The sequence below is a fragment of the Streptomyces sp. NPDC029044 genome, assembly GCF_040637495.1.
Lineage (GTDB): Bacteria > Actinomycetota > Actinomycetes > Streptomycetales > Streptomycetaceae > Streptomyces.
In genome coordinates this window covers 299796-324326 of the sequence record NZ_JBEZWN010000001.1, presented here as the reverse complement: position 1 = coordinate 324326, position 24531 = coordinate 299796, and the positions used below count along the sequence as shown (strand labels likewise).

22 protein-coding genes and 1 pseudogene are annotated in these 24531 nt (G+C 72.8%); 14 read left to right on the top strand and 9 right to left on the bottom strand.

Going from position 1 to position 24531, the window contains the following annotated elements; translation table 11 throughout:
• The first annotated feature begins 6 nt into the window (after positions 1-6).
• From AB0E85_RS01535 to AB0E85_RS01515, 5 genes are read left to right on the top strand one after another with little or no spacing between them, the layout of a single operon-like run.
• Positions 7-1575 (top strand): 4-coumarate--CoA ligase family protein, encoded by a 1569-nt coding sequence (locus tag AB0E85_RS01535; protein ID WP_361921286.1) that lies wholly within the window; start codon positions 7-9, stop codon positions 1573-1575.
• Positions 1572-2306, top strand: a complete 735-nt coding sequence (locus AB0E85_RS01530; protein ID WP_361921284.1) for an enoyl-CoA hydratase family protein — start codon at positions 1572-1574, stop codon at positions 2304-2306. Before AB0E85_RS01535 ends, AB0E85_RS01530 begins: the two co-directional genes overlap by 4 nt.
• Positions 2294-2905, top strand: coding sequence for a TetR/AcrR family transcriptional regulator (locus AB0E85_RS01525; RefSeq protein WP_062927511.1), 612 nt, complete (start codon positions 2294-2296; stop codon positions 2903-2905). Before AB0E85_RS01530 ends, AB0E85_RS01525 begins: the two co-directional genes overlap by 13 nt.
• Before the next feature lie 54 nt (positions 2906-2959).
• Entirely contained in the window at positions 2960-3208 is a 249-nt protein-coding gene (locus AB0E85_RS01520) for a type II toxin-antitoxin system CcdA family antitoxin (protein WP_361921282.1), read from the top strand.
• Complete coding sequence (locus tag AB0E85_RS01515; RefSeq protein ID WP_361921280.1) at positions 3205-3606, top strand: DNA-binding protein; 402 nt, start codon at positions 3205-3207, stop codon at positions 3604-3606. The genes AB0E85_RS01520 and AB0E85_RS01515 overlap by 4 nt, the downstream gene beginning before the upstream one ends.
• Positions 3607-3609: 3 nt before the next feature.
• On the opposite strand, the gene pdxH is transcribed toward AB0E85_RS01515, so the two are convergent.
• A complete protein-coding gene (pdxH, locus tag AB0E85_RS01510; RefSeq protein ID WP_361921278.1) occupies positions 3610-4278 on the bottom strand; it encodes a pyridoxamine 5'-phosphate oxidase in 669 nt (222 codons plus the stop codon).
• A gap of 284 nt (positions 4279-4562) precedes the next feature.
• Between pdxH and AB0E85_RS01505 the strand changes: the two genes are divergently transcribed.
• Complete coding sequence (locus AB0E85_RS01505) at positions 4563-5663, top strand: citrate synthase 2 (RefSeq protein WP_033312181.1); 1101 nt, start codon at positions 4563-4565, stop codon at positions 5661-5663.
• A 20-nt stretch (positions 5664-5683) separates the two neighbouring features.
• Here AB0E85_RS01505 and AB0E85_RS01500 read toward each other — a convergent pair.
• Positions 5684-5993: pseudogene (locus AB0E85_RS01500) on the bottom strand (hypothetical protein).
• Between the two features lie 411 nt (positions 5994-6404).
• Between AB0E85_RS01500 and AB0E85_RS01495 the strand changes: the two are divergent.
• Entirely contained in the window at positions 6405-7859 is a 1455-nt protein-coding gene (locus AB0E85_RS01495; protein ID WP_361921276.1) for a PAS domain-containing protein, read from the top strand.
• A 106-nt stretch (positions 7860-7965) separates the two neighbouring features.
• Here the strand turns inward: AB0E85_RS01495 and AB0E85_RS01490 are convergent, their stop codons facing one another.
• Positions 7966-8721: an SIS domain-containing protein gene (locus tag AB0E85_RS01490; protein ID WP_361921274.1), complete on the bottom strand. Its 756-nt coding sequence runs from the start codon at positions 8719-8721 to the stop codon at positions 7966-7968.
• Positions 8722-8991: 270 nt separating this feature from the next.
• On the opposite strand from AB0E85_RS01490, the gene AB0E85_RS01485 reads away from it, so the two are divergent.
• Together AB0E85_RS01485 and AB0E85_RS01480 are read left to right on the top strand one after the other, a co-directional pair.
• Positions 8992-9684 carry a metal-dependent transcriptional regulator gene (locus AB0E85_RS01485; protein ID WP_020276329.1) on the top strand — a complete coding sequence of 231 codons (693 nt, stop codon included), beginning with the start codon at positions 8992-8994 and terminating at the stop codon, positions 9682-9684.
• 648 nt (positions 9685-10332) lie between these two features.
• Positions 10333-11250 carry an alpha/beta hydrolase gene (locus tag AB0E85_RS01480; protein ID WP_361921272.1) on the top strand — a complete coding sequence of 306 codons (918 nt, stop codon included), beginning with the start codon at positions 10333-10335 and terminating at the stop codon, positions 11248-11250.
• Between the two features lie 431 nt (positions 11251-11681).
• Here AB0E85_RS01480 and AB0E85_RS01475 read toward each other — a convergent pair whose 3' ends face one another.
• The 3 genes from AB0E85_RS01475 to AB0E85_RS01465 all read right to left on the bottom strand — a co-directional run bounded on the left by AB0E85_RS01475 (position 11682) and on the right by AB0E85_RS01465 (position 14826).
• A complete protein-coding gene (locus AB0E85_RS01475) occupies positions 11682-13274 on the bottom strand; it encodes a transporter (protein WP_361921271.1) in 1593 nt (530 codons plus the stop codon).
• Entirely contained in the window at positions 13271-14062 is a 792-nt protein-coding gene (locus AB0E85_RS01470; RefSeq protein WP_033312174.1) for an ABC transporter ATP-binding protein, read from the bottom strand. The genes AB0E85_RS01475 and AB0E85_RS01470 overlap by 4 nt, the downstream gene beginning before the upstream one ends.
• A gap of 101 nt (positions 14063-14163) precedes the next feature.
• Positions 14164-14826: a bifunctional DNA primase/polymerase gene (locus tag AB0E85_RS01465; protein WP_097217294.1), complete on the bottom strand. Its 663-nt coding sequence runs from the start codon at positions 14824-14826 to the stop codon at positions 14164-14166.
• A 305-nt stretch (positions 14827-15131) separates the two neighbouring features.
• Here AB0E85_RS01465 and AB0E85_RS01460 point away from each other — a divergent pair, with 305 nt between their 5' ends.
• Entirely contained in the window at positions 15132-16517 is a 1386-nt protein-coding gene (locus AB0E85_RS01460; protein ID WP_361921268.1) for a transcriptional regulator, read from the top strand.
• A gap of 201 nt (positions 16518-16718) precedes the next feature.
• Complete coding sequence (locus AB0E85_RS01455; protein WP_361921266.1) at positions 16719-18791, top strand: hypothetical protein; 2073 nt, start codon at positions 16719-16721, stop codon at positions 18789-18791.
• Between the two features lie 43 nt (positions 18792-18834).
• Here the strand turns inward: AB0E85_RS01455 and AB0E85_RS01450 are convergent, their stop codons facing one another.
• The gene (locus AB0E85_RS01450; protein WP_361921264.1) at positions 18835-20145 is read right to left on the bottom strand and encodes an ABC transporter substrate-binding protein; all 1311 of its coding nucleotides are present in this window, start codon (positions 20143-20145) and stop codon (positions 18835-18837) included.
• Positions 20146-20262: 117 nt separating this feature from the next.
• Between AB0E85_RS01450 and AB0E85_RS01445 the strand changes: the two genes are divergently transcribed.
• Together AB0E85_RS01445 and purU are read left to right on the top strand one after the other, a co-directional pair.
• Positions 20263-20763, top strand: coding sequence for a hypothetical protein (locus AB0E85_RS01445; RefSeq protein ID WP_033312170.1), 501 nt, complete (start codon positions 20263-20265; stop codon positions 20761-20763).
• Between the two features lie 71 nt (positions 20764-20834).
• Positions 20835-21716: a formyltetrahydrofolate deformylase gene (purU, locus tag AB0E85_RS01440; protein WP_107456893.1), complete on the top strand. Its 882-nt coding sequence runs from the start codon at positions 20835-20837 to the stop codon at positions 21714-21716.
• Positions 21717-21821: 105 nt separating this feature from the next.
• On the opposite strand, the gene AB0E85_RS01435 is transcribed toward purU, so the two are convergent.
• Together AB0E85_RS01435 and AB0E85_RS01430 are read right to left on the bottom strand one after the other, a co-directional pair.
• On the bottom strand, positions 21822-23141 hold the full coding sequence (locus AB0E85_RS01435) for a zf-HC2 domain-containing protein (protein ID WP_361921262.1): 1320 nt from the start codon (positions 23139-23141) through the stop codon (positions 21822-21824).
• The gene (locus AB0E85_RS01430; protein ID WP_361921260.1) at positions 23138-23719 is read right to left on the bottom strand and encodes a sigma-70 family RNA polymerase sigma factor; all 582 of its coding nucleotides are present in this window, start codon (positions 23717-23719) and stop codon (positions 23138-23140) included. The genes AB0E85_RS01435 and AB0E85_RS01430 overlap by 4 nt, the downstream gene beginning before the upstream one ends.
• 362 nt (positions 23720-24081) lie before the next feature.
• Between AB0E85_RS01430 and AB0E85_RS01425 the strand changes: the two genes are divergently transcribed.
• Positions 24082-24462 (top strand): STAS domain-containing protein, encoded by a 381-nt coding sequence (locus tag AB0E85_RS01425; RefSeq protein WP_030849533.1) that lies wholly within the window; start codon positions 24082-24084, stop codon positions 24460-24462.
• Positions 24463-24531: the final 69 nt, after the last annotated feature.

The window sequence follows — 24531 nt, the reverse complement described above, 5'->3', positions numbered from 1 at the left end:
CCCGCCATGTTCCGCAGCGAGTACGCAGACGTCCCGCCCGTCGACCTGCCCATCCACGACGCCGTCCTCGCCGGGGCCGCCGAGTTCGGCGACCTCCCGGCGCTGATCGACGGCACCGACGGCACCACCCTCACCTACGAGCAGGTCGACCGCTTCCACCGGCGCGTCGCCGCCGCCCTCGCCGAGGCCGGGGTCCGCAAGGGCGACGTCCTCGCCCTGCACAGCCCCAACACCATCGCCTTCCCGACCGCCTTCTACGCGGCCACCCGCGCGGGCGCCACCGTCACGACCGTGCACCCGCTCGCCACCGCCGAGGAGTTCGCCAAACAACTGCGGGACTCGGCGGCCCGCTGGATCGTCACCGTGTCACCGCTGCTGGACGTCGCCCGCCGGGCCGCCGAACTCGCGGGCGGTGTACGCGAGATCTTCGTCTGCGACAGCGCGAGCGGCCACCGCTCCTTGATCGACATGCTGGCCTCGGCGGCCCCCGAACCGCAGATCGCCATCGACCCCGCCGAGGACGTCGCCGCCCTGCCGTACTCCTCCGGCACCACCGGCACCCCCAAGGGCGTGATGCTCACCCACCGCCAGATCGCCACCAACCTCGCGCAACTCCACCCGGCGATCCCCGCCGGCCCGGGAGACCGAGTCCTGGCGGTTCTTCCCTTCTTCCACATCTACGGCCTCACCGCCCTGATGAACGCCCCCCTGCGACAGGGCGCCACCGTCGTCGTCCTGCCCCGCTTCGACCTGGAACAGTTCCTCGCGGCCGTCCAGGACCACCGCATCACCGCCCTGTACGTGGCCCCGCCGATCGTCCTGGCCCTCGCCAAGCACCCGGCCGTCGCCCAGTACGACCTGTCGTCCCTGAAGTACATCGTCAGCGCCGCCGCACCCCTGGACGCCCGGCTCGCCCTCGCCTGCTCCCAGCGCCTCGGCCTGCCGCCCGTAGGCCAGGCCTACGGCATGACGGAACTGTCGCCCGGCACGCACGTCGTCCCCCTGGACGCCATGAGCGACGCCCCGCCCGGAACCGTCGGCAAACTCATCGCCGGCACCGAGATGCGCATCGTCTCCCTCGACGACCCCGGCAAGGACCTCCCCGCCGGCGAACCCGGCGAGATCCTCATCCGCGGACCCCAGATCATGAAGGGCTACCTCGGCCGCCCCGACGCCACCACCGCCATGATCGACCCCGACGGCTGGCTGCACACCGGCGACGTGGGGCATGTGGACGGCGACGGCTGGCTGTTCGTCGTCGACCGCGTCAAGGAACTCATCAAGTACAAGGGCTTCCAGGTGGCCCCCGCCGAACTGGAGGCCCTGCTCCTCACCCACCCGGGCATCGCCGACGCCGCCGTCATCGGCCGGTACGACGACGACGGCAACGAGGCCCCGCACGCCTACGTGGTCCGCCAGCCGTCCGCCACCGACCTCACCGAGGCCGAGATCATGATGTACGTCGCCGAACGCGTCGCCCCCTACAAGCGGATACGCCACGTCACCTTCATCGTCGGCGTCCCCCGCGCGGCCTCCGGCAAGATCCTCCGCCGACAGCTCAGGGAGAGCGCATGACGCTGATCACCCGCACCCGCACGCGAGCCGTGGAAACCCTGTCCCTCGACGCACCGCACAACCGCAACGCCCTGTCGGCGGCCCTGGCCGGCGACCTGGCCGACGCGCTCACCGCCGCCGGCAAGGACCCAGGCGTCCGCGCGATCGTCCTCACCCACACCGGCAACACCTTCAGCGCGGGCGCGGACCTCAAGGACCCGCCGCGCCCCGAGGCCCTGGTCGCCCTGCTGCGGCAGATCGTCGAGCTGCCCAAACCGGTCGTCGCCCGGGTCACCGGCCACGTCCGCGCGGGCGGCCTCGGCCTCCTGGCCGCCTGCGACATCGCCGCCGCCTCCACGGACGCCACCTTCGCCTTCACCGAGGTCCGCATCGGAGTCGCCCCAGCCGTCATCTCCCTCCCGCTCCTGCCCCGCGCCGACCCCCGCGCACTGGCCCGCCACTACCTCACCGGCGAACGCTTCGACGCGGCGGAGGCGGTGGCAACGGGCCTGCTCACGACCTGTGACAGCGATGTCGACAAGGCCCTCGACCCCATCCTCGACGGTCTGCGCCGCTCCGCCCCCGACGCCCTGGCCGAGACGAAACGGCTGCTCACGGCTAGGGTGCTGGAAGCCTTCGACCGGGACGCGGACGCCCTGACCGCGCTCTCGGCGCGGCTCTTCTCCTCCCCGCAGGCCCGCGAGGGGATGACGGCCTTCCTCGAACGACGGGATGCGGCATGGGTGGTGTGAGCACGGCCGACCGTGCGGAGAGAGTCCCCAAGCAGGACCGCAGCCGGGCCACCCGGCAGCGGCTCCTCGAAGCCGCCGTGTCCTGCCTCGCCGAACACGGCTGGGCGGGATCCACCGTCTCCGTCGTCGCCGAACGCGCCGGCGTCTCCCGCGGCGCCGCCCAGCACCACTTCCCGACCCGCGAGGACCTCTTCACGGCGGCCGTCGAATACGTCGCCGAGGAACGCTCCACGGCCCTGCGCGCCCTGTTCCCCGAGGGCGCGGCAGGCGACCGGCACGCCGTCGTCGCCGCCCTGGTCGACCTCTACACGGGGCCGTTGTTCCGCGCCGCCCTCCACCTCTGGGTCGCCGCCTCCAACGAGGAGCAGCTGCGGCCCCGCGTCACCGAGCTCGAATCCCGCGTCGGCCGCGAGACCCACCGCATAGCCGTCGACCTCCTCGCCGCCGACGAATCCCTCCCCGGCGTCCGCGAAACCGTCCAGGGCCTCCTCGACATGGCCCGCGGCCTGGGCCTCGCCAACCTCCTCACGGACGACGCGGCCCGCCGCGAGCGGGTGGTGGCCCAGTGGGCCGGGCTGCTGGAGGAGACGCTGGGCTGAGGGGGCAGGTGTCAGCGCGGACGCGGGCTGCGCATACCGCAGTATGCTCGGAGTATGGCGGACACGACACGCATCACGGTGACCCTGCCGACCGATCAGGTCGCCGAACTCAGGAAGCTCACCGACAACGTCTCCGGCTATGTCGCCGAGGCGGTGGCACGCCAGCTGCGGCATCAGCTGCTCGGCGCCGACCTGATGCGCCACCAGGAGGAGCACGGGGCCTTCACCGAGGAGGAACTGGCCGAGGCCCGCTCCAGGATCTTCGGCACGACGGATACCGGCGGATCGGCGGGTGCTGCGTGATGGAGCACGTCGAGACGGCCGTCCTGGACTCTCAGGGGCTCTCCGCCTGGATCGCCCAGGACCGCAAGATCCTGGCGATGTTCCAGGTGCTGCACGCCATGGGCGCCGATTTCGTCATCGGCGCCAACACCATCGTGGAAGTCAGCCATGCGCGGGTGAACATGCCCCGGCTGCGGTGGGCGCTTTCGCGGGTCAAGGTCGAGCCGGTGACCGAGGCCGCCGCGAGAGCATCCGCGGAACTGCTGAAGGCCGCCGGGCTGCACGGCCACAAGTACGCGATCGACGCGACCGTCGCCGAGGTGGCACTGCGGCAGCCGGGCCCGGTGGCCGTGCTGACGTCCGATGTCGACGACATGGCGCGGCTGTGCGGCGACCGAGTCCGGCTCATCGGCATCTGAAACTCACGGACTGAGCCGCTCCACCCGCCAGCTCCCGTCCGGCTGCTCCACGTACCGCAACCGGTCGTGCAGCCGGTTCTCGCGGCCCTGCCAGAACTCCACCGACTGCGGCGCCACCCGGAAGCCGCCCCAGTGCGGGGGCACCGGCACCTGCTCGCCCTCCGGGTAGCGCGCGGCCAGCTCCGCGTACGCGCCGTCGATGTCCGCCCGGGTGGAGACCACCGAGGACTGGGCGCTGGCCCACGCCCCCAGCTGTGAGCCGTGCGGGCGGGTGCGGAAGTAGGCCGCCGTCTCGTCCCGGCCGGTACGCCGGGCGATCCCGCTCACGATGACCTGCCGGGCCATGGGGTGCCACGGGAACAGCAGCGAGACGAAAGGGTTCTCCGCCAGGTCACGGGCCTTGCGGGAGTCGTAGTTCGTGTAGAAGACGAAGCCCTGCTCGTCGAAGTGCTTCAACAGCACCGTGCGGGCACTCGACCGCCCCTCGGCGTCGGCCGTCGAGACGATCATGGCGTTCGGCTCGAACAGCCCGCCGTCCGTCGCCGCCTGCTTGAACCAGCGCGCGAACTGCTCGACGGGGGTGGCGGCGAGCTCGGTCTCGGAGAGCCCCTCGGCCCGGTACTGCTTGCGCATCGAGGCCAGATCGAAGGGAACGTCGTCGCGGTCGGTCACCCGGTCATCTTGCCGTACGGACGGTGTCCTTCGTCACTGCCTGGCACTGAGTGCCGCGAACCCTCCCCAACCGTGGCACTCGGAGTTATCGTTTCCGTGCCGTTCCGGTTGGGTGACCGTCGGCCGGACGGGGCATCACAGGGGCAACCGGCCAGGACCGCGAGTCGCCGCACACGACCGTGGATCCACCGGACGGCCGCCCGCTTCGCAAGCCGACTGACACATGGTTCGCAGTCCCACCCCACATCACACCATCTGTCACTTCCACCACGAGGAGCCGCCTGATGTCCGACTTCGTACCCGGGCTCGAAGGAGTCGTCGCGTTCGAGACGGAGATCGCCGAACCGGACAAGGAGGGCGGCGCACTCCGGTACCGGGGCGTCGACATCGAGGACCTCGTCGGCCACGTCTCGTTCGGCAACGTCTGGGGCCTGCTCGTCGACGGCGCGTTCAACCCCGGTCTGCCGCCCGCCGAGCCCTTCCCCATCCCCGTGCACTCCGGCGACATCCGCGTGGACGTCCAGTCCGCCCTGGCCATGCTCGCGCCCGTCTGGGGCCTCAAACCCCTCCTCGACATCGACGCCGAGGAGGCCCGCGAGGACCTGGCCCGCGCGGCCGTCATGGCTCTGTCCTACGTCGCCCAGTCCGCCCGCGGGCAGGGCCTGCCGATGGTTCCGCAGCGGGAGATCGACAAGGCGCAGTCCGTCGTCGAACGCTTCATGATCCGCTGGCGTGGCGAGCCGGACCCCAAGCACGTGGCGGCGGTGGACGCGTACTGGACGAGCGCCGCGGAGCACGGCATGAACGCGTCCACGTTCACGGCGAGGGTCATCGCCTCGACCGGCGCGGACGTGGCAGCAGCGCTCTCCGGCGCCGTGGGCGCGATGTCCGGCCCGCTGCACGGCGGCGCCCCCTCCCGCGTCCTCGGCATGATCGAGGAGATCGAACGCACGGGCGACGCGGAGGCCTACGTCAAAAACGCCCTCGACAAGGGCGAACGCCTCATGGGCTTCGGCCACCGCGTCTACCGCGCCGAGGACCCGCGGGCCAGGGTCCTGCGCCGCACCGCCCGCGAGCTGGGAGCCCCCCGCTTCGAGGTCGCCGAGGCCCTGGAGAAGGCGGCCCTCGCGGAACTCCACGCCCGCCGCCCCGACCGCGTCCTCGCCACCAACGTCGAGTTCTGGGCGGCCATCGTCCTGGACTTCGCCGAGGTCCCGGCGCACATGTTCACGTCCATGTTCACCTGCGCCCGCACGGCCGGCTGGTCCGCCCACATCCTGGAGCAGAAGCGCACCGGCCGCCTGGTCCGCCCCTCGGCCCGCTACATCGGCCCGGGCACCCGCGACCCGCACGACATCGAGGGCTACGGGGACATCGCCCACTGACCCTCCCCACCCGGACGGCCTCACCCACCCCCGGGTGAGGCCGTCCGCCCGTCTCGCTCCGAGAGCCGGTCCAGCTCCTCCCCGATGGCCTCCCGCAGAGGGCCGTGCCGAGCCCCGAGCGCGTACCGCTCCTCGCCCCACATCCCCCGCGGGTAGAGCCACACGGGCCGCCGCACGAGCTCTGCGGGCTCCCAGTCGTACCGCGGCCACATATGAGCGTGGAGAAACCCGTCGGCGTTCCCGAGAATCCTCCAGCCGCCGCATCACGGCCGGGTTCTCACCCCTCAGGGCGCTCCCGATCCGGTCCTCGCGCCACGCACCCACGGTCATCGCCCCCCGGAAGACGCCGAAAAACGCAGACGACCCGCGAGTCTGGTTCCTCCTGGGGAGGAGCCGGCCGGACGTACCGGCGACTCGCGGGTCGGGTGACTGCCTGAGATTGGGCCGGCTGCACGCTCGCTCACGCGCTGGCTCGGCACCGCACTGAGTGTGGTGACGGGCCGCTAGCCCGCAGCCACCTCACGCGTCCGGTTTCCATACATCTGCCGAACCACCTCCTCTCTCGTGTACCTGGAACCCTAGGAAAGCGTTCGGCTCCGGATCAACCGCTTTTTTGGGGGAACGGGAGTGGGGGCCTGCGTCGCGGGCCGTCTCCGGGCCGTTGACGTGGGGATTGCCGCCGTACAACGATTCCTTCAATGTTGTGGGAACTCGGTGTGCGCTGGGTCACGTTCCAGTTGAATGATTGCAAGGAGCGAACCGACGTGCCGTACGTGCGGACGCAGCCTGCAGGGGGTCCAGGTGAGTGCTTCCCGGCGTAGTGGGACCACCGACGAGCTGGGGCCGGACGAGCCCGAGCGGGAGAGTTCGGATGGTTCGGATCTGCTTGCCGCTTTGCTGGACGGCATGGACGCGGCGCTGTGCGCGTTCGACGCCGATGGAGTCGTGACGCACTGGAACCGTGAGGCCGAGCGGATTCTGGGCTGGGGCGCGGACGAGGCCGTGGGGCGACGCGGGCTGGCCGGGTGGGCCGTGCGCAGTGCGGACGCCGAGGAGGTCGAGGGGCGGCTGCTGTCGGTGATGCACGCGCCGGGGCGGCAGGTGCACGAGTTCGCCCTGCTGACGAAGGACGGCGGGCGGGTGCTCGTCCGTACGCAGTCGGCGGCGGTGCGCGGGCCCGACGGCAAGCCGGCGGGGGTGTACTGCGCGTTCAGCGAGGTGCACGCGCAGATCGATCTGGAGCGCTCGATCGCGCTGAGCGAGGCCCTGTTCGAGGATGCCAGCTGGGGTGTCGTGCTGGTGGACGTCGATCTGCGGCCGGCGGTGGTGAACGCGCACGCGGCCCGCGCGCTGGGCACGGGCCGTACGTCGGTGCTGGGCCGGCCGCTCGGGGAGCTGCTGTCGCACGGTGTGGAGGAGCTGGAGAGCGCGCTCCAGCATGTGCTGGCGGAGGGCGCGCCGCCCGCGCCCGCCGAGGTGTGGGTGAGCGTGCGCGCCAAGGAGGGCGAGCAGCGGCGGTGCTGGCGCAGCGGCTTCCTGCGGCTGGCCTCGCCGCTGGCGGAGGAGCCGGTTCCGCTGGGTGTGGGCTGGTTGTTCCAGGATGTGACGGAGGCCAAGCAGGCCGAGCAGGAGGCGTCCCTGCTGCGCTTCCGTGCGCAGCAGCTGCACCGCGCTTCGCGGGCCGCCGCCGAGTGCGAGGACCCGGCGGAGGCGGCGACGGTCCATCTGGACTTCGCCCTGGCCGGTTTCGCCGACCACGGTTTGATCGACCGGGTCGCCGGCGGTGCGCTCACCGACGCGGAGGCCGAGGGGCCGGTCCGGCTGGTCCGGGTCGCCGCCACTCCGTCCGGAGCGCCGGGCCCGAGCAGGCTGGCCGGTCAGGCGGGGCTGCCCGTTCGCTACGCCGAGGGGCATCCGGCCGTGCAGTGCGTGGAGCGGGTGGGAGCCCTGCGGGCGAGTGCGGGCGCCGCCCCGCCGGAGGCGGCCCGCGAGTGGGCGCTGGCCCGCCAGTGGCCCCCGGACGCGGTGCACGCCCTGTGCGCGGTGCTGCGCAGCCGGGGCCGGACGCTGGGCGTCGTGACGTTCCTGCGGGGCGCCGGCCGCAGTGCCTTCGAGCGGTCCGACGCGATGTACGCGGAGGACGTGGCGGTCCGGATCGCTGCGGCGCTGGATCTGGCGGGGCTGTCGGGCGAGTGAGTGAGGGGCGCCCGGCGCGGATCCGGTGAGTGCGGGGCGGGCGCACCCGCTTGTGCCGGCCTGTTCGGTGCCGGTGCCGAGGTCGCGGACCCGGTCCGCCGGCCCGTCAGTGCCGGTAGAAGATCCGGTCGCGGTACTGCTCCATCACCCGGGCGTTCCAGTCGTGGCCGCCGTCGACGTTCCCGGAGCGCAGCAGGGGCGGCTCGATGCCGCGGTCGGCGAGGGTGGTGGCGGCCGCCGCCATGACGGCCTGGAGGAGGGCCGAGGTGACGACCGTCGAGGCGGGGGCGAAGGGGGCGGGGATGTCGTCGTGGGTCAGTTCCGCGTCGCCGACCGCGATCTTCGAGTCGAGGACGAGGTCGCAGTGGTCCTTGAGGTACGTCCCGGAGGCGTGCCGGGACTTCGTCTGCGAGGCGTAGGCCACCGAGGTCACGCCGATGACCTTGACGCCCAGGGCGCGCGCGTTCATGGCCATCTCGACGGGCAGGGTGTTGCGCCCCGACAGGGAGATGATCAGGAGGGCGTCACCCGCGCGGAGCGGACTGCTGTCGAGGACGGCGCTCGCGAGGCCGTCGACGCGTTCCAGGGCGGAGCCGAGGGGTGCGGGCATGACGTCGACGCCGACGACGCCCGGGACGACGAGCAGGTTCATCAGGGCGAGGCCGCCGGCGCGGTAGACGAGGTCCTGCGCGGCGAGGGAGGAGTGTCCGGCGCCGAAGGCGAAGAGCCGGCCGCCGTCGGCGACGGTGTCGGCGAGGAGCGTCCCGGCGGCGGCGATGCCTTCGGCCTCCTCGTCGCGCAGCCGCCGCAGCAGGCCGATCGCGGCGTCGATGAACTGGCCGGCCGGCGCGCGGTCGCTCATACGGGGTCCCTTCAGGCTGGCCTCGCGGCTCGTGTCGCGCATCACGGTGCGGTCTGGACCAGTGCGGTGTCAATACGGCCGTGGGGGGCGTGGGCCGAGTGCCGGGAAGCGCCCGAAAGGGAAGTCCGTACCCTGGCGGACGGCCGGGTAATCTCCGGCTTTCCCTCCCGCGGCACGGTTGTCGGTGGTATCCGGCAGAATTGGGTGCAGGGCCAGCGCACACGCCGGTGAGCCGTCCAGCCTCCGGCAGATCTCATTCGAGGGGCACGTATGTCCGGACTGATCGACACCACGGAGATGTATCTCCGCACCATCCTCGAGCTGGAGGAAGAGGGTGTGGTCCCCATGCGCGCCCGTATCGCCGAGCGGCTGGACCAGAGCGGGCCGACCGTCAGCCAGACCGTGGCGCGCATGGAGCGCGACGGCCTGGTGTCCGTCGCCAGCGACCGGCACCTGGAGCTGACCGACGAGGGCCGCCGGCTGGCCACGCGTGTGATGCGCAAGCACCGCCTCGCGGAGTGTCTGCTCGTCGACGTGATCGGTCTGGAGTGGGAGCAGGTCCACGCCGAGGCGTGCCGCTGGGAGCACGTGATGAGCGAGGCCGTGGAGCGCCGTGTCCTGGAGCTGCTGCGGCACCCGACGGAGTCGCCGTACGGCAATCCGATCCCGGGTCTGGAGGAGCTCGGCGAGAAGGACGGCGCCGACCCCTTCCTGGACGAGGGCATGGTGTCGCTGGCCAGTCTCGCCCCGGGCGCCGAGGGCAAGACGGTCGTGGTGCGCCGGATCGGTGAGCCGATCCAGACGGACGCGCAGCTGATGTACACGCTGCGGCGGGCGGGCGTGCAGCCCGGCTCGGTGGTGAGCGTGACGGAGTCGGCGGGCGGGGTGCTGGTGGGCAGCGGCGGCGAGGCGGCCGAGCTGGAGTCGGACGTCGCGTCCCACGTGTTCGTCGCCAAGCCCTGATCCGGCCCGGGCCTGATCCGGTCCGGTCCGAGCCGACCCGGCCTGATCCGGCCCGGGTCGGCGAGTCCTGATCCGGGCGGTCGGCTGGTGCCAACTCCCGTTGCGCGGGGGGCTCTTGTGGCGTTGGCGTGATCCGGACCGAATCCGGGATCCAGTCCGTCGAATGGCAGCGCTCGTACGCTTCCCGTGCGACGCTGTCGCGTGAGGCATATGACCTGAGGGGCTCTGGGCCGGGCTCGACAGCGATGTCGCCCGGCCGGGGAGGGGGCGGGAGGATGTGCCGTGGAGACGTGGAGGGCCCCGGCGCCGTGTGGCGCCGGGGCCTGTCCTCCCCTGTGCTGACCCGGAGCCCCGAGCTCTCAGGGTCATTCCCCTCGGACCGGTTTCCCCGAGCGGTCCGCCTCCCGCTGAAGATCTCCCCGCGGCAGCGGCGATCAATCCCCGGGGGTAGTCACTCGAACGAGGGGTGTTGCCCGCGAGACCCCCGTTCTCGAATGCGCTTTCGATAGTCTGCGGGCGGCGCACGGCACACTGGCATCGACAGGTACGGCAACCAGCACGGCAGAAGGCACAGCAGGCAGAACACGGTTCACAGGACCGTCGGCTCAGGGAGCCGCGGTCCGCGCGAAGCTTGGGGGGTGCCAGGACATGGCGCGACGCATCGACGTGACCGGGACGGGCGGCGTACGCCTGGCGGCCTGGGAGTTCGGGGACCCGCCCAAGACCGATCCGGCGCGGGACGGGCAGGGGGCGCTCGCCGGGCAGGGGGCGCACGACGGGCACACCGCGCCCGAGGGCTCCCCGGGTGTGCTGTTACTGCACGGCCTCATGGGCCGTGCCTCACACTGGGCCTACACCGCCCGCTGGCTCTCCGCGCGCTACCGCGCGGTCGCCCTCGACCAGCGCGGCCACGGCCGCAGCGACAAACCCCCGCAGGGCTCCTTCACGCGTGACGCCTACGTCGACGACGCCGAGGCCGCTCTGGAGCAGCTCGGTCTCGCCCCAGTCGTCCTCATCGGCCACGCCATGGGTGCGCTGACCGCCTGGCAGCTCGCCGCCAGGCGTCCCGACCTGGTCCGCGGGCTGATCATCTGCGACATGCGGGCCTCCGCGCTCGGCGCCGCCTCGCAGCGCGAGTGGGGCCAGTGGTTCAAGGCCTGGCCGTTGCCCTTCGCCACCCTCGCCGACGTCCGCAAGTGGTTCGGCGAGGACGACCCCTGGGTGGAGCGGCCCAACCCGGCCCGCGGCGAGTTCTACGCCGAGGTCATGGCCGAGTCCCCGGACGGCTGGCGCCCGGTCTTCGAGCCGGAGCAGATGCTCCGCTCCCGCGAGACATGGGTGTACGACGCGCACTGGGAGGAGCTGACCCAGGTCCGCTGCCCCGCCCTGGTCGTGCGCGGCCTGGACGGCGAGCTGGGCCGCGCCGAGGCCCAGGAGATGGTCCGGGTCCTGCCGCGCGGCCAGTACGCGGAGGTCGCCGACGCCGGCCACCTGGTGCACTACGACCAGCCGGAGGCCTGGCGCGCCGCGATCGAGCCGTTCCTGGACTCGCTGGGCGACAACTGACGGGCAGTCCCCGGCCGGGCGCGTCCCTTGTCGACGTCAGTGCTCGGCCGGTCGCGTCCCCTTGCGGGTGGGAGTGCTCGGCTGGGCGCGTCCCTTGCGGGCGGCAGTCCTCGGCTGGGCACGTCCCGTGCAGGCGGGAGTGCTCGGCCGGATGCGTCCCTTGCGGGCGGGAGTGCTCGGCTGGGCGCGTCTCCTTGTCGGCGGGAGTGCTCGGCTGGGCGCCCCCCCTGCAGGCGGCAGTGCTCGGCCGGGCGCGTCTCCGTGGCGACGGCAGTGCTCGGCCGGGCGCGTCTCCGTGTCGACGGCAGTGCTCGGCCGGGCGCATCCCCCCTGGCCTGCGGCAGTCCTCCGCCGGGTGTGTCACCCATCGCCGGCGGCAGGCCTCCGGAGCCCCGCCCCTGGTCGGCGGCCGGTGAGGAGGCGGCGGTCCGTCACCCCTTGCTGACCGCCGCCAGGATCTCCGGCAGCCGCCGGGCCGTCCGTGGTGCGGCCAGTTTCAGCCCCGCCGCCGCGAGCCCCGCCCCGTACGCCGTGCCCACCGGCAGCAGCAGCCACGTCCAGTCGTCGCCGTCGGCGCTCACGTTCAGCCAGATCGTGAGTGCGATGACGGGCGCGCACAGCAGGGCGGCCGCCATCATCCCGCCGAAGATGGAGATCCAGGCGAGCCCGGTCTGCCCGGGGGCGACGTTCTTGTAGCCCTCCTGCGGGATGGAGTAGGGGAAACGGGCGGACGTCCACGCCCCGGTCGCGAGCATCGCGCCGAGCAGCGCGAAGGACAGCCCCAGCGCCTCGGACAGCCGCCGCCAGTCGCCGAGCATGGCCGTCGTCAGGACGGTCACGAGCGTGGCGTACGGCAGGGTGATCAGCAGCAGGGCGTACGCCCGGGCGCGCAGTTCGACGTAGGCGTCACGCGTCGAGGAGATCGTCATCGCGACCATCCAGAACGCCGAGGTGTCCTGTCCGAACTGGTTGTACATCTGGATGCCGAGCATCCCGGCGGCGAAGCACGCGAAGTACACCGACCCGGTGCCCTGCCAGGCGTTGAACACCGGCACGATCAGCCCGATGGCCAGCGACGTCACCCAGGCGGCCTTGGTCTTCGGGTCGCGCCAGACGTACCGCAGGCTGCGCTCCATGACCGTGCCCGTACGGCCCGCCGGCAGCAGCCGCCCCAGCCCGGTCGAGGACCGCTCCTTGGCGGCCGACTCGGCGCCCGGCAGGGTGGATCCGTCGGGTGAGGTCATCAGCCGGGTCAGATGCCGCGACCAGAGGGCCAGCAGCGCCACCAGCGCTGCCGCGGTGAGCGCCAGTTGGGCGGCAGCGCGACCGTACGAGCCCTCGCTGACCGCGTGCACGGCCCCGATCGCCGACGCCGGCGGCACCCACTGGAGCACCCCGGCCGCCGGGTCGAGTTCGCCCAGCCCGGACGCCCCGAGCCGCTGCGCACCGAAGTTGACGACCTGCGCGCCGATCGCGATGACGAGCCCGCTGAGCACCGCGAGGTCCCGCCCCTTGCGGCTGGTCAACAGCCGTACGTTGGCCGCGGCGACGGCCCGCGCGAGGGCCACGCACACCAGCAGCGCCGGCACGACGGCGACCACACCCACCACGAACGCGGCCCCGCCCCGTGCCACCGCGATCACGGAACCGACCAGCAGGCACAGCGTGAACAGCGGCCCGATGCCCACCAGCGAGGCCGTGAGCAGCGCCCGCACCAGCGGCCGGGGCCGCAGCGGCAGCATCACCAGCCGGGTCGGGTCGAGGGTCTCGTCCCCGCTGGGGAAGAACAGCGGCATCACCGCCCACCCGAGCCCCAGCACCGCCACGGCCAGCACGACCACCGACTCGGCGTGCGCGTGGCCGCGCAGCGCGATCAGGCCGATGAGCTGGAGCGCGGCGAACAGCAGGGCGACGACGGCCGAGGTGATGTAGGCGGCCTTCCGCCCGCCGGACTGCCGCAGCCCGTTGCGCAGCAGCGACAGCTTCAGCCGTACGAAGACGGGGGTGATCGCGGCGGCGCTCACCGGGCACCGCCGCCCAGCCAGTCGAGATCCGACCCGGCGTCCCGGCTCTGCGCGCCGACGAGTTCGAGGAACGCCCGCTGCAACGAGGGCGCGTCCCCGCGTACCTCGGCGAGCGTGCCGGTGGCGCGGATCCGCCCGGCGGCCATGACGGCGACCCAGTCGCACAGCGACTCGACGAGCTCCATGACGTGGGAAGAGAACACGACCGTGGCGCCCGAGGCCGTGTACCGTTCCAGGACGCCTCGGATGGTCTGCGCGGAGACGGGGTCGACCCCCTCGAACGGCTCGTCCAGGAACAGCACTTCGGGATTGTGGAGGAGAGCGCTGGCCAGCCCGATCTTCTTGCGCATGCCGGTCGAGTAGTCGACGACCAGCTTGTGCTGGGCCCCGGCCAGATCGAGGACGTCGAGGAGCTGCGTGGCCCGCTTGTCGACCTCGGCACCGGGCAGCCCGCGCAACCGCCCGCTGTACGCCAGTAGTTCCCGCCCGGAGAGCCGCTCGAAGAGCCGCAGTCCCTCCGGCAGCACCCCGATCCGCGCCTTCACCTCGACGGGGTCCTGCCACACGTCGTGCCCGACCACCTCGACGGTCCCGTGATCGGGCCTGAGCAGCCCGGTCACCATCGACAAGGTGGTGGTCTTCCCGGCCCCGTTCGGTCCGACGAGCCCGATGAACTTGCCCGCGGGCAAGTCGAGATCGACCCCGGCGACAGCGACCTGCTGCCCGAACCGCTTCCAGAGCCCCCGCACCCGCACAGCGCTGGATCCCACCGCGCCTCCCTCCGTCACCTTGCACCCTACGGTGGCTTCTCAGGGGCGCGGGGAACTGCGCGAACAACCACAACCGGCCCGCAGCCGCCGATCAAGGCAACCAGGCAGACGATCAGGCGCTACCGATCCCGCCCGCACGCATAGGCCAACGGCGAGATCAACTCCTCCGCATCCGGCAGCCACCGATTCGCCGGAGTCGGCCGGCAGGCCCACTGCACGGCCCCCCGGGACCCGAACCGCGTGGGCGGCGCCGCCACGTACGCCCCCTCGCCCAGCACGGTCAGATCCAGCGACGAAACCGACCACCCCAGCTTCCGCACCAGGTCGGGCACCTTCACCCCGGCCCCCGGCAGCACGAAGAACTCCATCCGCCGGTCCGGCGTGAGCGTCACCGGCCCGAGCGTCAGCTCCATCCGCTCCATGCGCGCGAGCGCCAGGAACCCGGCCGTCTCCGGCACGGAGATCGCGTCGAACGTCCGCCCCGTCGGCAGCAGGATCGACGCGGTCGGCTGCTTCTGCCACATCCGTCGCGCGACCGTCGCACTGCCCGTCGCCTGCGTCGCCCAGTCCGGGCGCGCCGGGTGCGACCCGGGCGCCGGACACGCCGCGTCACCGCAGGAACAGCGCTGGCTGCCGTCGACGGCTTCCAGCCAGGTGCCGGGGAACACGTCCCAGTGGCGCTCCTCGGCGTAGCGAACAGCGGTCTCCAGCAGCGATTCCCCGCGCTGCTTCGGGATCTGAGCGGCTTCGGTGCCGGCGATCGTCTCTTCCACGATGAACACAACTCTGGTCGTCACCAGGGGTTACGCCCACCCGTGTGCGCGGGGGAGAGCATCGCCCCTGTTCGCGGGGCGCATGGGTGCATGTGCGGGGGCGCGCAGGAGGATCCGTCGCGGAGCTGGGTAGCCACGAGGGGGGCCGGCAACAGCCGTTACCCCGGCATTCCTCACATGCCTCGCATTTTCGCCTGGTCGGCGGGGCATTGATCTTCACGGCCGGATCTTTTCGCCGGGACGTGAGGGGTTCGGCCGCGGAAGACACGTCAACTCGGTGCGTGGGCAGGCACCGCAGCCTCAGGGGGTACGCCATGGCCGCAAGGCCGCTCGTCGCCCGGCAGCCGAACGAACGGTTGCAGGCGCTCATCCAGGAAGCCGGATGCTCCAACGCCGGCCTGGCCCGCCGGGTCAACATGTGCGGTGCCGAGCACGGCCTCGACCTGCGCTACGACAAGACGTCGGTGGCGCGCTGGCTGCGCGGTCAGCAGCCGCGGGGCCGGGCCCCGGCGATCATCGCCGAGGCGCTGGGCCGCAAACTCGGCCGTACGGTCACCATCGACGAGATCGGCATGGCCAACGGCAAGAACCTCGCCTCGGGCGTGGGCCTCCAGTTCTCGCCGACGGTGCTGGGGGCCATCGAGCAGGTCTGCGAGCTGTGGCGCAGTGACGTGGGGCGGCGGGACTTCCTGTCCGGCTCCTCCGTCGCCGCGTCCGCGCTCGTCGAGCCCAGCAGGGACTGGCTGATCTCGGCGCCCGACGCGCAGGTCTCGCGCTCGGCCGGGCCCCGGGTGGGGCAGTCCGACGTGCAGGCGGTCCAGGCCATGACGCAGGCGCTGGTGGATCTCGACCACCAGTACGGCAGCGGGCATGTGCGGCCGGTCGTCGTGCACTACCTCAACAGCGTGGTCTCGGGGCTGCTCGCGGGGTCGTACCGGGAGGCGGTGGGGCGGGACCTGTTCGCCGCGGTGGCGCGGCTGACGGAGCTCGCCGGGTACATGGCCGTCGACACCGGCCAGCCCGGCCTGGCCCAGCGCTACTACATCCAGGCACTGCGGTTGGCGCAGGCCGCCGGGGACCGCGGCTACGGCGGGTACGTCCTCGCGGCCTCCATGAGCCATCTCGCCGCGCAGCTCGGAAACCCGCGGGAGATCGCGCAGTTGGCGCGGGCGGCGCAGGAGGGGGCGCGGGGGCGCGTGTCGCCGCGGGCGGAGTCGATGTTCCTGGCGGCGGAGGCGCGCGGGCACGCCCTCATGGGCGACGTGCGCGCCGCCCAGTCCTCGGCGGGGCGCGCGGTCAGCGCCCTGGAGGCGGCCGACCCGGCGGCCGGGGACGACCCGGTGTGGATCGCGCACTTCGACGAGGCCTACCTCGCTGACGAGTTGGCCCACTGCCACCGGGACCTGGGGCAGGCGGAGGCGGCGGCCCGGTGCGCGCAGGAGTCGCTGGCGGGGCATCCCGAGACACGGGCGCGCCGCCGGGCGATCGGCTATGTGCTGTTGGCCACGGCGCAGGTGCAGCAGCGGGAGATCGAAGAGGCGTGCAGCACCGGCATGAAGGCCGTGGAACTGCTGGAGGGGCTGCGCTCCAACCGGGGCGCCGAGTACCTGGAGGACTTCCAGCAGCGGCTGGAGCCGTACCGGGACGAGGCGGTGGTAAGGGAGTTCGGGGCACGGCTCGACCTTCAGGCGGCTGCGTGAACACACGGTCTGCGGATGCGTGAACGTGCGGGAAACGGCCACGGGGTGTGCAGGAGGTGACATGAGCAACGCCCTGTGATCCGCCGGTGTTACCGCGCTCACAGGGCAGGAGGTCGGGCCCTGTGCTGCGTGGCACGGGGCTCTGGGGACCCGGTAGCGTGACCCGACGATTCACAAGGTCCCCCATAAGTAGGAGTCCCGGTGACGCAGAGTGGACAGGGCGAGGAGCCCTCGGCGCGCCCCGCGCGCGAAGGCATCGTGCTGCCCTCCGACGGTGGCGAACCCCTGCTGCCGGGCATGACGGGCGGACCGGGCGACGCCCAGGGCCGCCGGTCCGGCCCGCCCCCTGCGGGCGAGCCGCAGGCCTCGGCCCCCGCGGAGGGCCAGACCTGGGGCCTGCCGTGGGGCCCCGGCGAGCAGCAGACCCCGCCCCCGCCGCCGGGCCGGACCTGGCAGTCCCAGCCCCAGCAGTCCCAGCCCCAGCAGTCCCAGCCCCAGCAGTGGAGCGCGCCGGAGCCGCCCGCGTGGGACGCGCACGCTCCGGGCGCACTCCCGCAGGAGGGCGGCCGGCAGCCTGACCCCTACACCGGCGTACCGGCCGAGCCCGGCCCGTACGGCACGGCCCAGCCGCCCGCGAGCCACACCGGCTACGACCCGTACGGCGCCACCGGCGCGGGAGCCCCGCTGCCTCCGGAGGGCTCCGGCGCCGTGCCGCAGGGCACCGCCGCCTATGGCGCCTCGGCCGGCGGCACAGCCCAGCCGCAGCCGGGGGCCGGCGGGCAGGGGGCTCACGGAGGCTCCGGGTACGGGTATCCGCAGGGTGGAGCCCAGCCGCAGCCGGGGGCCGGTGCGTACGGTGCCGGTCTGCCGCCTGCCGTGGGCGGCCATGGCGCCTCCGCCGGTGGTGCGGCCCAGCCGCAGCCGGGGGCCGGCGGGCAGGGGGCCCAGGGTGGCTCCGGGTACGGGTATCCGCAGGGTGGAGCTCAGCCGCAGCCGGGCGCCGGTGCGTACGGTGCCGGACTGCCGGCTGCCGCCGACGCCTACGGCGCCCCGGGCGGAGGAGCTCAGCCGCAGCCGGGCGCCGATGTGTACGGCGGCGGTCTGCCGCCGGTCTCCGGTGCGTACGGGGCCACCGGCGGGGGCGCCCCGCTGCCCGCGCCCGCCGACGAGGGGGCCACCCAGTACATACCGCCCGTCCCCGGGGACGCGGCCGCCGCGGCCACGCAGTACCTGCCGCCCGTCGCGCCGTCCGCCGACGAGGGGGCGACGCAGTACATACCCCCGGTGGGCCCGGGGGCGCTGCCGCCCGAGATGCCTTCCGGGGAGGACCCCGAGGCGACGCGGTTCCTCGGCACCGGGCCCCGGCCCGGGGCGGGAGCCGGGCCGCTGCCGGCCGCCTCGCATCCGGGCGCCTCGCATCCGGACGCCGATGCGACGCAGGTCATCCCGCCGGTGCCCGGCGGGGACAAACAGCCGCCCGCCGAGTTCGACAACCTCTTCCGCAGCCAGGGCGGCGCCGAGAGCCCCGCCGGGGCCACGCAGCAGATGCCCCGCGTCGAGCAGCCCCGCCCGCAGCCCTCGTACGCCGCTCCCCACACGCCCCAGGACCCGCCCGCCGGAGGCCGGTCGCGCGGTGGCCGTACCGGCTCGCGCGTCCCCGTCATCGCCGCCGTCGGCATCGGCATCGCCGTCCTCGGCGTCGGCGCGGGCGCGCTGCTCGCCGGTGGCGGAGGCGGCGGTGACGACGACGGCGGTGACAACAAGACGGTGGCCGCCTCCGCACCCGCGTCGGACGGCTCCGCCTCCCCGTCCGCCGACCCGGCCCGGGCCCAGGCGGTCGAACTGGACAAGCTCCTCGCCGACAGCGGCAACAGCCGCTCCACGGTGATCAGAGCCGTCGCCGACGTCAAGGGCTGCGACAACCTCGCCCAGGCCGCCAAGGACCTGCGTGACGCGGCCAAGCAGCGCACCGGGCTGGTCACCCGGCTCTCCGGCATCGAGGTCGACCGGCTGCCCGGTCACGCCGCGCTGACCACCGCCCTCACCAAGGCCTGGCAGGCCTCCGCCTCGGCCGACAACCACTACGCGGCCTGGGCCGACCAGACGGCCGGCAAGAAGGGCTGCAAGAAGGGGCAGGCCCGGCCCACCGGCCAGACCCAGGCCGGCAACCGGGCCAGCGGCGTCGCCAGCACGGAGAAGGCCAAGGCGGCCGGCCTGTGGAACGGCATCGCGAAGAAGTACGGCCTGACCGAGCGGCAGCCGACGCAGCTGTGACGGGGGCGGTCCGAGCGGGACGTGAACGGCCGGGCGGCGGCGCTCAGTAGTTCACGTCGGCGTTCTCCAGCGTCCCGGTCGTGTCGACGAAGCCCTTGCGCGCCGAGACCAGCCGCCCCTCCCGCACCACCTGGAGGGTCACGTTCGCATTGACCAGGCGCGGGAAGCCCACGGCGGCGAGCTTGTCCTGGAACCGCCATCGCAGCGTCGGCGTGAGGCCGCCCGTGGTGACCTTCAGGCCGTCGTCCAGGGCCCCTGCCACCGTGTCGGCGGACACCTCGCCGTCGCCGAGCGACTCGACGACCTGCCGGAACACCGTGTAGGCGATCCACGTGGTCTGCACTCCGGCGTCCGCGGGGTCGATGCGGTTGTCGCCGAAGGCCTGCTCGCGGATCACCCGCTTCATCCCGTCCCAGCGCGGATCGTTCGCCACCGGGTACCAGCCGGTGATGTACGAGCCCTCGTAGGGGCCCGACGCCCCGCCGGTGGCGTCGATCACCGTCTGGTCGACGCTGCCCAGCACGGTGGCCGTCCGCACCTCGGGGTAGTCCTCGCGGGCGCGCCGGAAGGAGTCCATGAAGGTGCCGTTGCGGTCCCCCAGGGCGGGCACCACACACCCCTGGTCCGTCGCGTCGGTGCCCGTCGTGCGCAGGGCTCGCGCGGCCTGGCCGTCGTACTCGGTGGCGTCCTCCGCCGCCCGCTGGTCGTTCGAGGCCCGGTGCCCGCCTGCCTTGAGACCGGAGTCGAGCAGCGGGGGCAGCTGGTCGCCCGCGATGGTGTCGGGCCGGATCAGCGCGACGGGCCCGCACTCGGCGAGGGCGCTGCCGAGCCCGGCCAGCAGCGCGGGCTGGCCGCCGTTGACGGGGTAGGACAGGGGGCTGGTGAACTCGGCGTTGGTGGCGCCGTAGCCGCCGATGTAGGGGATGCCGGCGCCCTCCAGCGACGGGAAGAAGGAGTCCGCGTACTGGCTGTAGGATCCGACGACTGCGACCACGTTCTCCTTGGCGGCCCGCCGGGCGCACTTGGCGGCGGCCACGCTGTCGTTGTGGTCGTTGCAGGTCAGCACGTTGAGCTTGCGGCCGTTGATCCCGCCCTTGGCGTTGATCCAGCGGGCGTAGGCGTGGGCGAAGGCGGGCATGCCGGGCTTGTTGGTGGCCTTGGTGCTCTGCGGGGCCCAGGTCATGACGGTGATGGTGTCGTCCCCGGCATCCCCCGTGGTGCCGGGGACGACACCGCATCCGGCGAGGAGCGACGCGCACGCGACCGCCGTGCCCGCGGCGATGGCGCCTTTTCTGGCGTGACGGGTGAGGAGGCCGGGGAGGAATGTGCTGCGGGTGCGTCGCCTGCCGGTCATGGTCCTGCACGATTCCGCCACACGGCTAACCCGTGAGTGATCTCGGGTCAACAATTGGTGACGCACAGGTGAATTGCGGGGGCCGGTGTGACCGATGTGGAGGGGAACGTACGATCGATGACCGTGCAAGCTTCGGAGAACTCTTCCCGTCGTGGCCGTCGCTCATCCACCATGGGCGGCATGCCTGTCAACGACATGCCGTGGTGGCGCTGGCGCAGCAACGTGCGCTCGGCCCTGCACATGCTCTCCGATCCCGGGTTCCAGCGGGACGTCTGGCTGGCCGGTGTGGACGGCTACGGCGACGTGACCGACGCGGTGTACCGGCTGGTCGAGGACACCTGGCTGGACCACTGGTCCGCCGAGAAGTACGTCGGCACGATCTTCCGTGACGCTCAGGAGGCGGCCCTCGTCGACACCGCGGTGCTGCGCGTGCTGCGGATCATGCACCAGGTCGGGCCGGACGCCCCGGTCGCCGCGTACCTGGAGCACGAGGCGTGGCCGGAGGCGGTCCGGGCCGCCCGGGAGGCCCATGTGCGGCTCGCGGCCGGTGACGGTGAGGAGCCGGACACGGCGCCGCGCAGCCTGGACGTGCTCCAGATCATGACGAGGTCGGCCTAAGGCCTGTCCTCGCCGGTCCGCACAGCGGGACGATTGCCGGTGGTGTCGCCCCCTGTGGGACCCTGTCCTGCATGAACGAGCAGTCCACCAGCGCCGCGGTCCCGGCCGACCAGTACGTCCTCACCCTCTCCTGCCCGGACAGGAAGGGCATCGTGCACGCCGTGTCGAGCTATCTGTTCATGACCGGCTGCAACATCGAGGACAGCCAGCAGTTCGGCGACCACGACACGGGGCTGTTCTTCATGCGCGTCCACTTCTCGGCGGACGCGCCGGTGACCGTGGACAAGCTGCGGGCCAGCTTCGCGGCCATCGGCGACTCGTTCCAGATGGACTGGCAGATCCACCGGGGCGACCAGAAGATGCGCATCCTGCTGATGGTCAGCAAGTTCGGGCACTGCCTGAACGACCTGCTGTTCCGTGCCCGCACCGGCGCGCTGCCGGTGGAGATCGCCGGAGTGGTGTCGAACCACACGGACTTCGCCGAGCTGGTGGCGTCTTACAACATCCCCTTCCACCACATTCCGGTGACGAAGGACACGAAGGCCGAGGCCGAGGCGCAGCTGCTGGGGATCGTGCGGGACGAGGGCGTGGAGCTGGTGGTGCTCGCCCGGTACATGCAGGTGCTGTCGGACGACCTGTGCAAGGCGCTCTCCGGGCGGATCATCAACATCCACCACTCGTTCCTGCCGAGCTTCAAGGGCGCGAAGCCGTATCACCAGGCGCATGCCCGGGGTGTGAAGCTGATCGGTGCGACCGCTCATTACGTGACGGCCGATCTCGACGAGGGGCCGATCATCGAGCAGGAGGTCGAGCGGGTCGGGCACGACGTGACGCCCGAGGGGTTGGTCGCGATCGGGCGGGACGTGGAGTGCCAGGCGCTGGCGCGGGCCGTGAAGTGGCATGCGGAGCGGCGGATTCTGCTCAATGGGCGGCGGACGGTGATTTTCGCCTAGTAGCCCGAGTTGTCCCCTTTTATGGCGGGTGCGGGTTGTGTGTGGTTGTTCGCGCCCACGCGGCGGAGCCGCATGTCAGACAGAGCCCCGCGCCCCCAAAAAACCTCACATCCGGCTCAGTGAAGCAGCCGCGAAGAGGACATCTCTGATCGCCTCCCTGTCTCCCACCTGGCCTGCCGCCGCCTCCTGCGGGGGCACATGGCCGGCGGCCAGGCGGCAGAACTCGACGCCGTCCAGGGCCACGTGGGCCACCTCGTGCTCGGCGGAGCCCTTCGCCGCGGGGGAGTCGAGGGGGATCAGCCACTCGCCGCCGCCCGAGCCCTCGATCTCCAGGCGGAGGCTGCGGCCCGGTTCGCCCGCCGCGACCAGATGGCGATGGCGGGCGGGGGAGGCCAGGCTGGCCCGGCGGCGGTGGGCCAGCGCCGTCGGCAGCATCCGGGCCGCCAGGTCGATCATGCGGTGCAGATGGCGGGGCGAGGGCGGGTCGTAGGGGTAGTCGACCGCGTCGGCGATGTCCTCCGCGTGCACCCAGCACTCGAAGGCGCGGTCGAGCATCGCGTCGTGCAGGGGCAGTTCGAAGTCGCCGTACGACACCGGCGTCTTCTCCGCGCCGCCGCCCGTGAAGGACACCGTGCGCACGAGACCGTGGCTCTGCTCCCGCCAGGGCGCGCGGACGAACCGGGTGGGCGGGAAGTGCGAGGCGCGCCAGAACGCCTCGGTGCGGGCCGCCGGGGTCGGCTTCCGGGACGGGACGTCGCCCAGCGGATCGTCCAGGCCGAGCGCGACCGCCACCAGGCCGTCGACACTGAGCAGGTGCGCGATGACGCCGGCGACGGTGGTGCGGCGGCTCGTCGCCGCGTCGGAGCGGAACCAGCGCAGCCGTACCGGCGCGTGCCACTCGGCCTCGCCGAAGTCCTGGAGCAGGGCGTCCAGACGCGCGGTCTCGGCGTCGTACGCGGCGGCCCAGTCCGGTACCGGGATGTGCGGCCGGCGCCGTTCCAGGCAGGTGTCCAGGACACGGGTGCGCAGCCCCGGGTCCAGGTCGAGGCTCTCGGGGCGTTGCAGCAGGCCGACCGCCTCGCGCAGTCGCCGGGCCTCGTCGGCGCAGGAGCCGCAGTCGCCGAGGTGCTCCTCGACGGCCGTGGCCTCCTCGGCCGAGCAGGCGGCCAGCGCCCAGGCGCCGAGCAGGGCCTTCAGCACGGGGTGTTCGAGGACGGGCGGGGCGGGCGGCGGTGCCGTGACGCCGAGGTCCGCCGGCGGGGGCAGCGGCAGCCCGCCGTCCTCGACGGAGGCGCGGGGCAGGGGTATCCGCGGCGGGCCCCCGGGCGCCGGGGTGTCGTCCTTCCCCTCCGGGCCGTTCTCCGCCTCGTGGCCGTTCTCCCCGTCGTCGCCGTCGTGCGCCTCGAACCGTTCCGGCCCGTTCACACCGCACCCCCGTACCCGGGCGGTGCGCCCGGTGCCTCGGTGTCGTGGGCGGTGGAGAGCAGTTGCAGGCCCAGGCGCAGCCGGCGGCGGGCCTCGTCCTCGGTGATGCCGAGGTCGGCGGCGGTCTGGCGGTAGTCGCGGCGCTGGAAGTAGGCCCGTTCCAGGGCCGAGCGCAGCGGGACCGGCATGGACTGCACGATGTAGTCGGCGCGGGCGGCGACCGAGGCGCGGCGCACCCTGTGCTCCAGTTCCTCCGTGGTGCCGGCGCCGTCGCGGGCGAGGGCGGCGGTCTCGGTGGCGCGCAGCCGCTGCACCGCCAGCCGGTGGGTCAGTGTGGCGACCCAGGTGCGCAGCGGACCCTGCTTGGGGTCGTAGGAGTCGGGATGCTCCCAGACGTGGACGAAGACCTCGCGCGTGATGCCGTCGGCGGCGCGTTCGTCGCCGAGCACGCGGTGGGCGAGGCCGTGCACGAGGGAGGCGAACCGGTCGTAGAGCTCACCGAGGGCGGCGGCTTCCCCGCGGGCGAGCCGCTGCTGCATCTTGCGGTCCCAGCGAGGCGGTACGTCCTTTTTCGCCATGCGGCCCCCTCACCCCCTGCTCGTGTCCCGCGCCCGTGCTCTGTCCAGCCTGTCCCCGGTGTCTCCTCGAATGTAGTCGGCACGTCCGGTAGCGCACGCCCCTTTGTGGCAATGTGCGCCCCCTGACCGGCCGCAGGTGGTAGAGGGCCGAGGGGGCTCGCGCAGGATGCCTTTGGGCTCGCGCCTACCCCACCACCCTCCGATCAGACCTGACTGAAGAGGATCGAACAGGATCGAAGCCGACTAAAACAAGCCTCTTCCGCGGGGGATCCGTTTTTCGGGTTGTGTTTCAGGGAACTGCCGCTGGGCAGCCGCGCTGCAAGGAAGCGTAGGGTCTGCTTCCGGTTTGGCGAGCGAGGGGCGTGGTGGTGACCTTCAAAGTGACCGGCGGCGAGCAGGGCGAATGGGCCGTGCTCCAGGTGTCGGGCGAGCTGGATCTGGTGACGTCACCGGTGCTGCGTCAGCGCGTGCACGACGTGGTGGCCGAGGGGCACCACTGTCTCGTCCTGGATCTGTCCGAGGTGTTCTTCTGCGACTCCAGCGGCGTCGGCGTGCTCATCGCCGCCCGCCGGCTGATCCGCTCCTGCCAGGGCCGGCTGCGCCTCGTGCTGCCCGCCCGGGGCGCGGCGGACGGGTCCCACGTCAACCGGGTCCTCGGCGCGCTGGGCGTGCGCAGGCTGTTCGACGTGTACGGCGACGTGGACGCGGCCCTCGGCGACGAGGGCGAACCCCTCTCCGCGTGACGTCGCGATGACGCACGGTAGACGGAGTGTTGCCGTTCCGACACGCCGTTGTCCCGGAATTCCCCCGGT

Bases quoted from the DNA above. Each gene is read 5' to 3' on its own strand.
- AB0E85_RS01535 (WP_361921286.1), top strand. From the start codon at position 7: ATGTTCCGCAGCGAGTACGCAGACGTCCCGCCCGTCGACCTGCCCATC.
- AB0E85_RS01530 (WP_361921284.1), top strand. From the start codon at position 1,572: ATGACGCTGATCACCCGCACCCGCACGCGAGCCGTGGAAACCCTGTCC.
- AB0E85_RS01525 (WP_062927511.1), top strand. From the start codon at position 2,294: ATGGGTGGTGTGAGCACGGCCGACCGTGCGGAGAGAGTCCCCAAGCAG.
- AB0E85_RS01520 (WP_361921282.1), top strand. From the start codon at position 2,960: ATGGCGGACACGACACGCATCACGGTGACCCTGCCGACCGATCAGGTC.
- AB0E85_RS01505 (WP_033312181.1), top strand. From the start codon at position 4,563: ATGTCCGACTTCGTACCCGGGCTCGAAGGAGTCGTCGCGTTCGAGACG.
- AB0E85_RS01495 (WP_361921276.1), top strand. From the start codon at position 6,405: ATGATTGCAAGGAGCGAACCGACGTGCCGTACGTGCGGACGCAGCCTG.
- AB0E85_RS01490 (WP_361921274.1), bottom strand. From the start codon at position 8,721: ATGAGCGACCGCGCGCCGGCCGGCCAGTTCATCGACGCCGCGATCGGC.
- AB0E85_RS01485 (WP_020276329.1), top strand. From the start codon at position 8,992: ATGTCCGGACTGATCGACACCACGGAGATGTATCTCCGCACCATCCTC.
- AB0E85_RS01480 (WP_361921272.1), top strand. From the start codon at position 10,333: ATGGCGCGACGCATCGACGTGACCGGGACGGGCGGCGTACGCCTGGCG.
- AB0E85_RS01460 (WP_361921268.1), top strand. From the start codon at position 15,132: ATGGCCGCAAGGCCGCTCGTCGCCCGGCAGCCGAACGAACGGTTGCAG.
- AB0E85_RS01450 (WP_361921264.1), bottom strand. From the start codon at position 20,145: ATGACCGGCAGGCGACGCACCCGCAGCACATTCCTCCCCGGCCTCCTC.
- AB0E85_RS01445 (WP_033312170.1), top strand. From the start codon at position 20,263: ATGACCGTGCAAGCTTCGGAGAACTCTTCCCGTCGTGGCCGTCGCTCA.
- purU (WP_107456893.1), top strand. From the start codon at position 20,835: ATGAACGAGCAGTCCACCAGCGCCGCGGTCCCGGCCGACCAGTACGTC.
- AB0E85_RS01430 (WP_361921260.1), bottom strand. From the start codon at position 23,719: ATGGCGAAAAAGGACGTACCGCCTCGCTGGGACCGCAAGATGCAGCAG.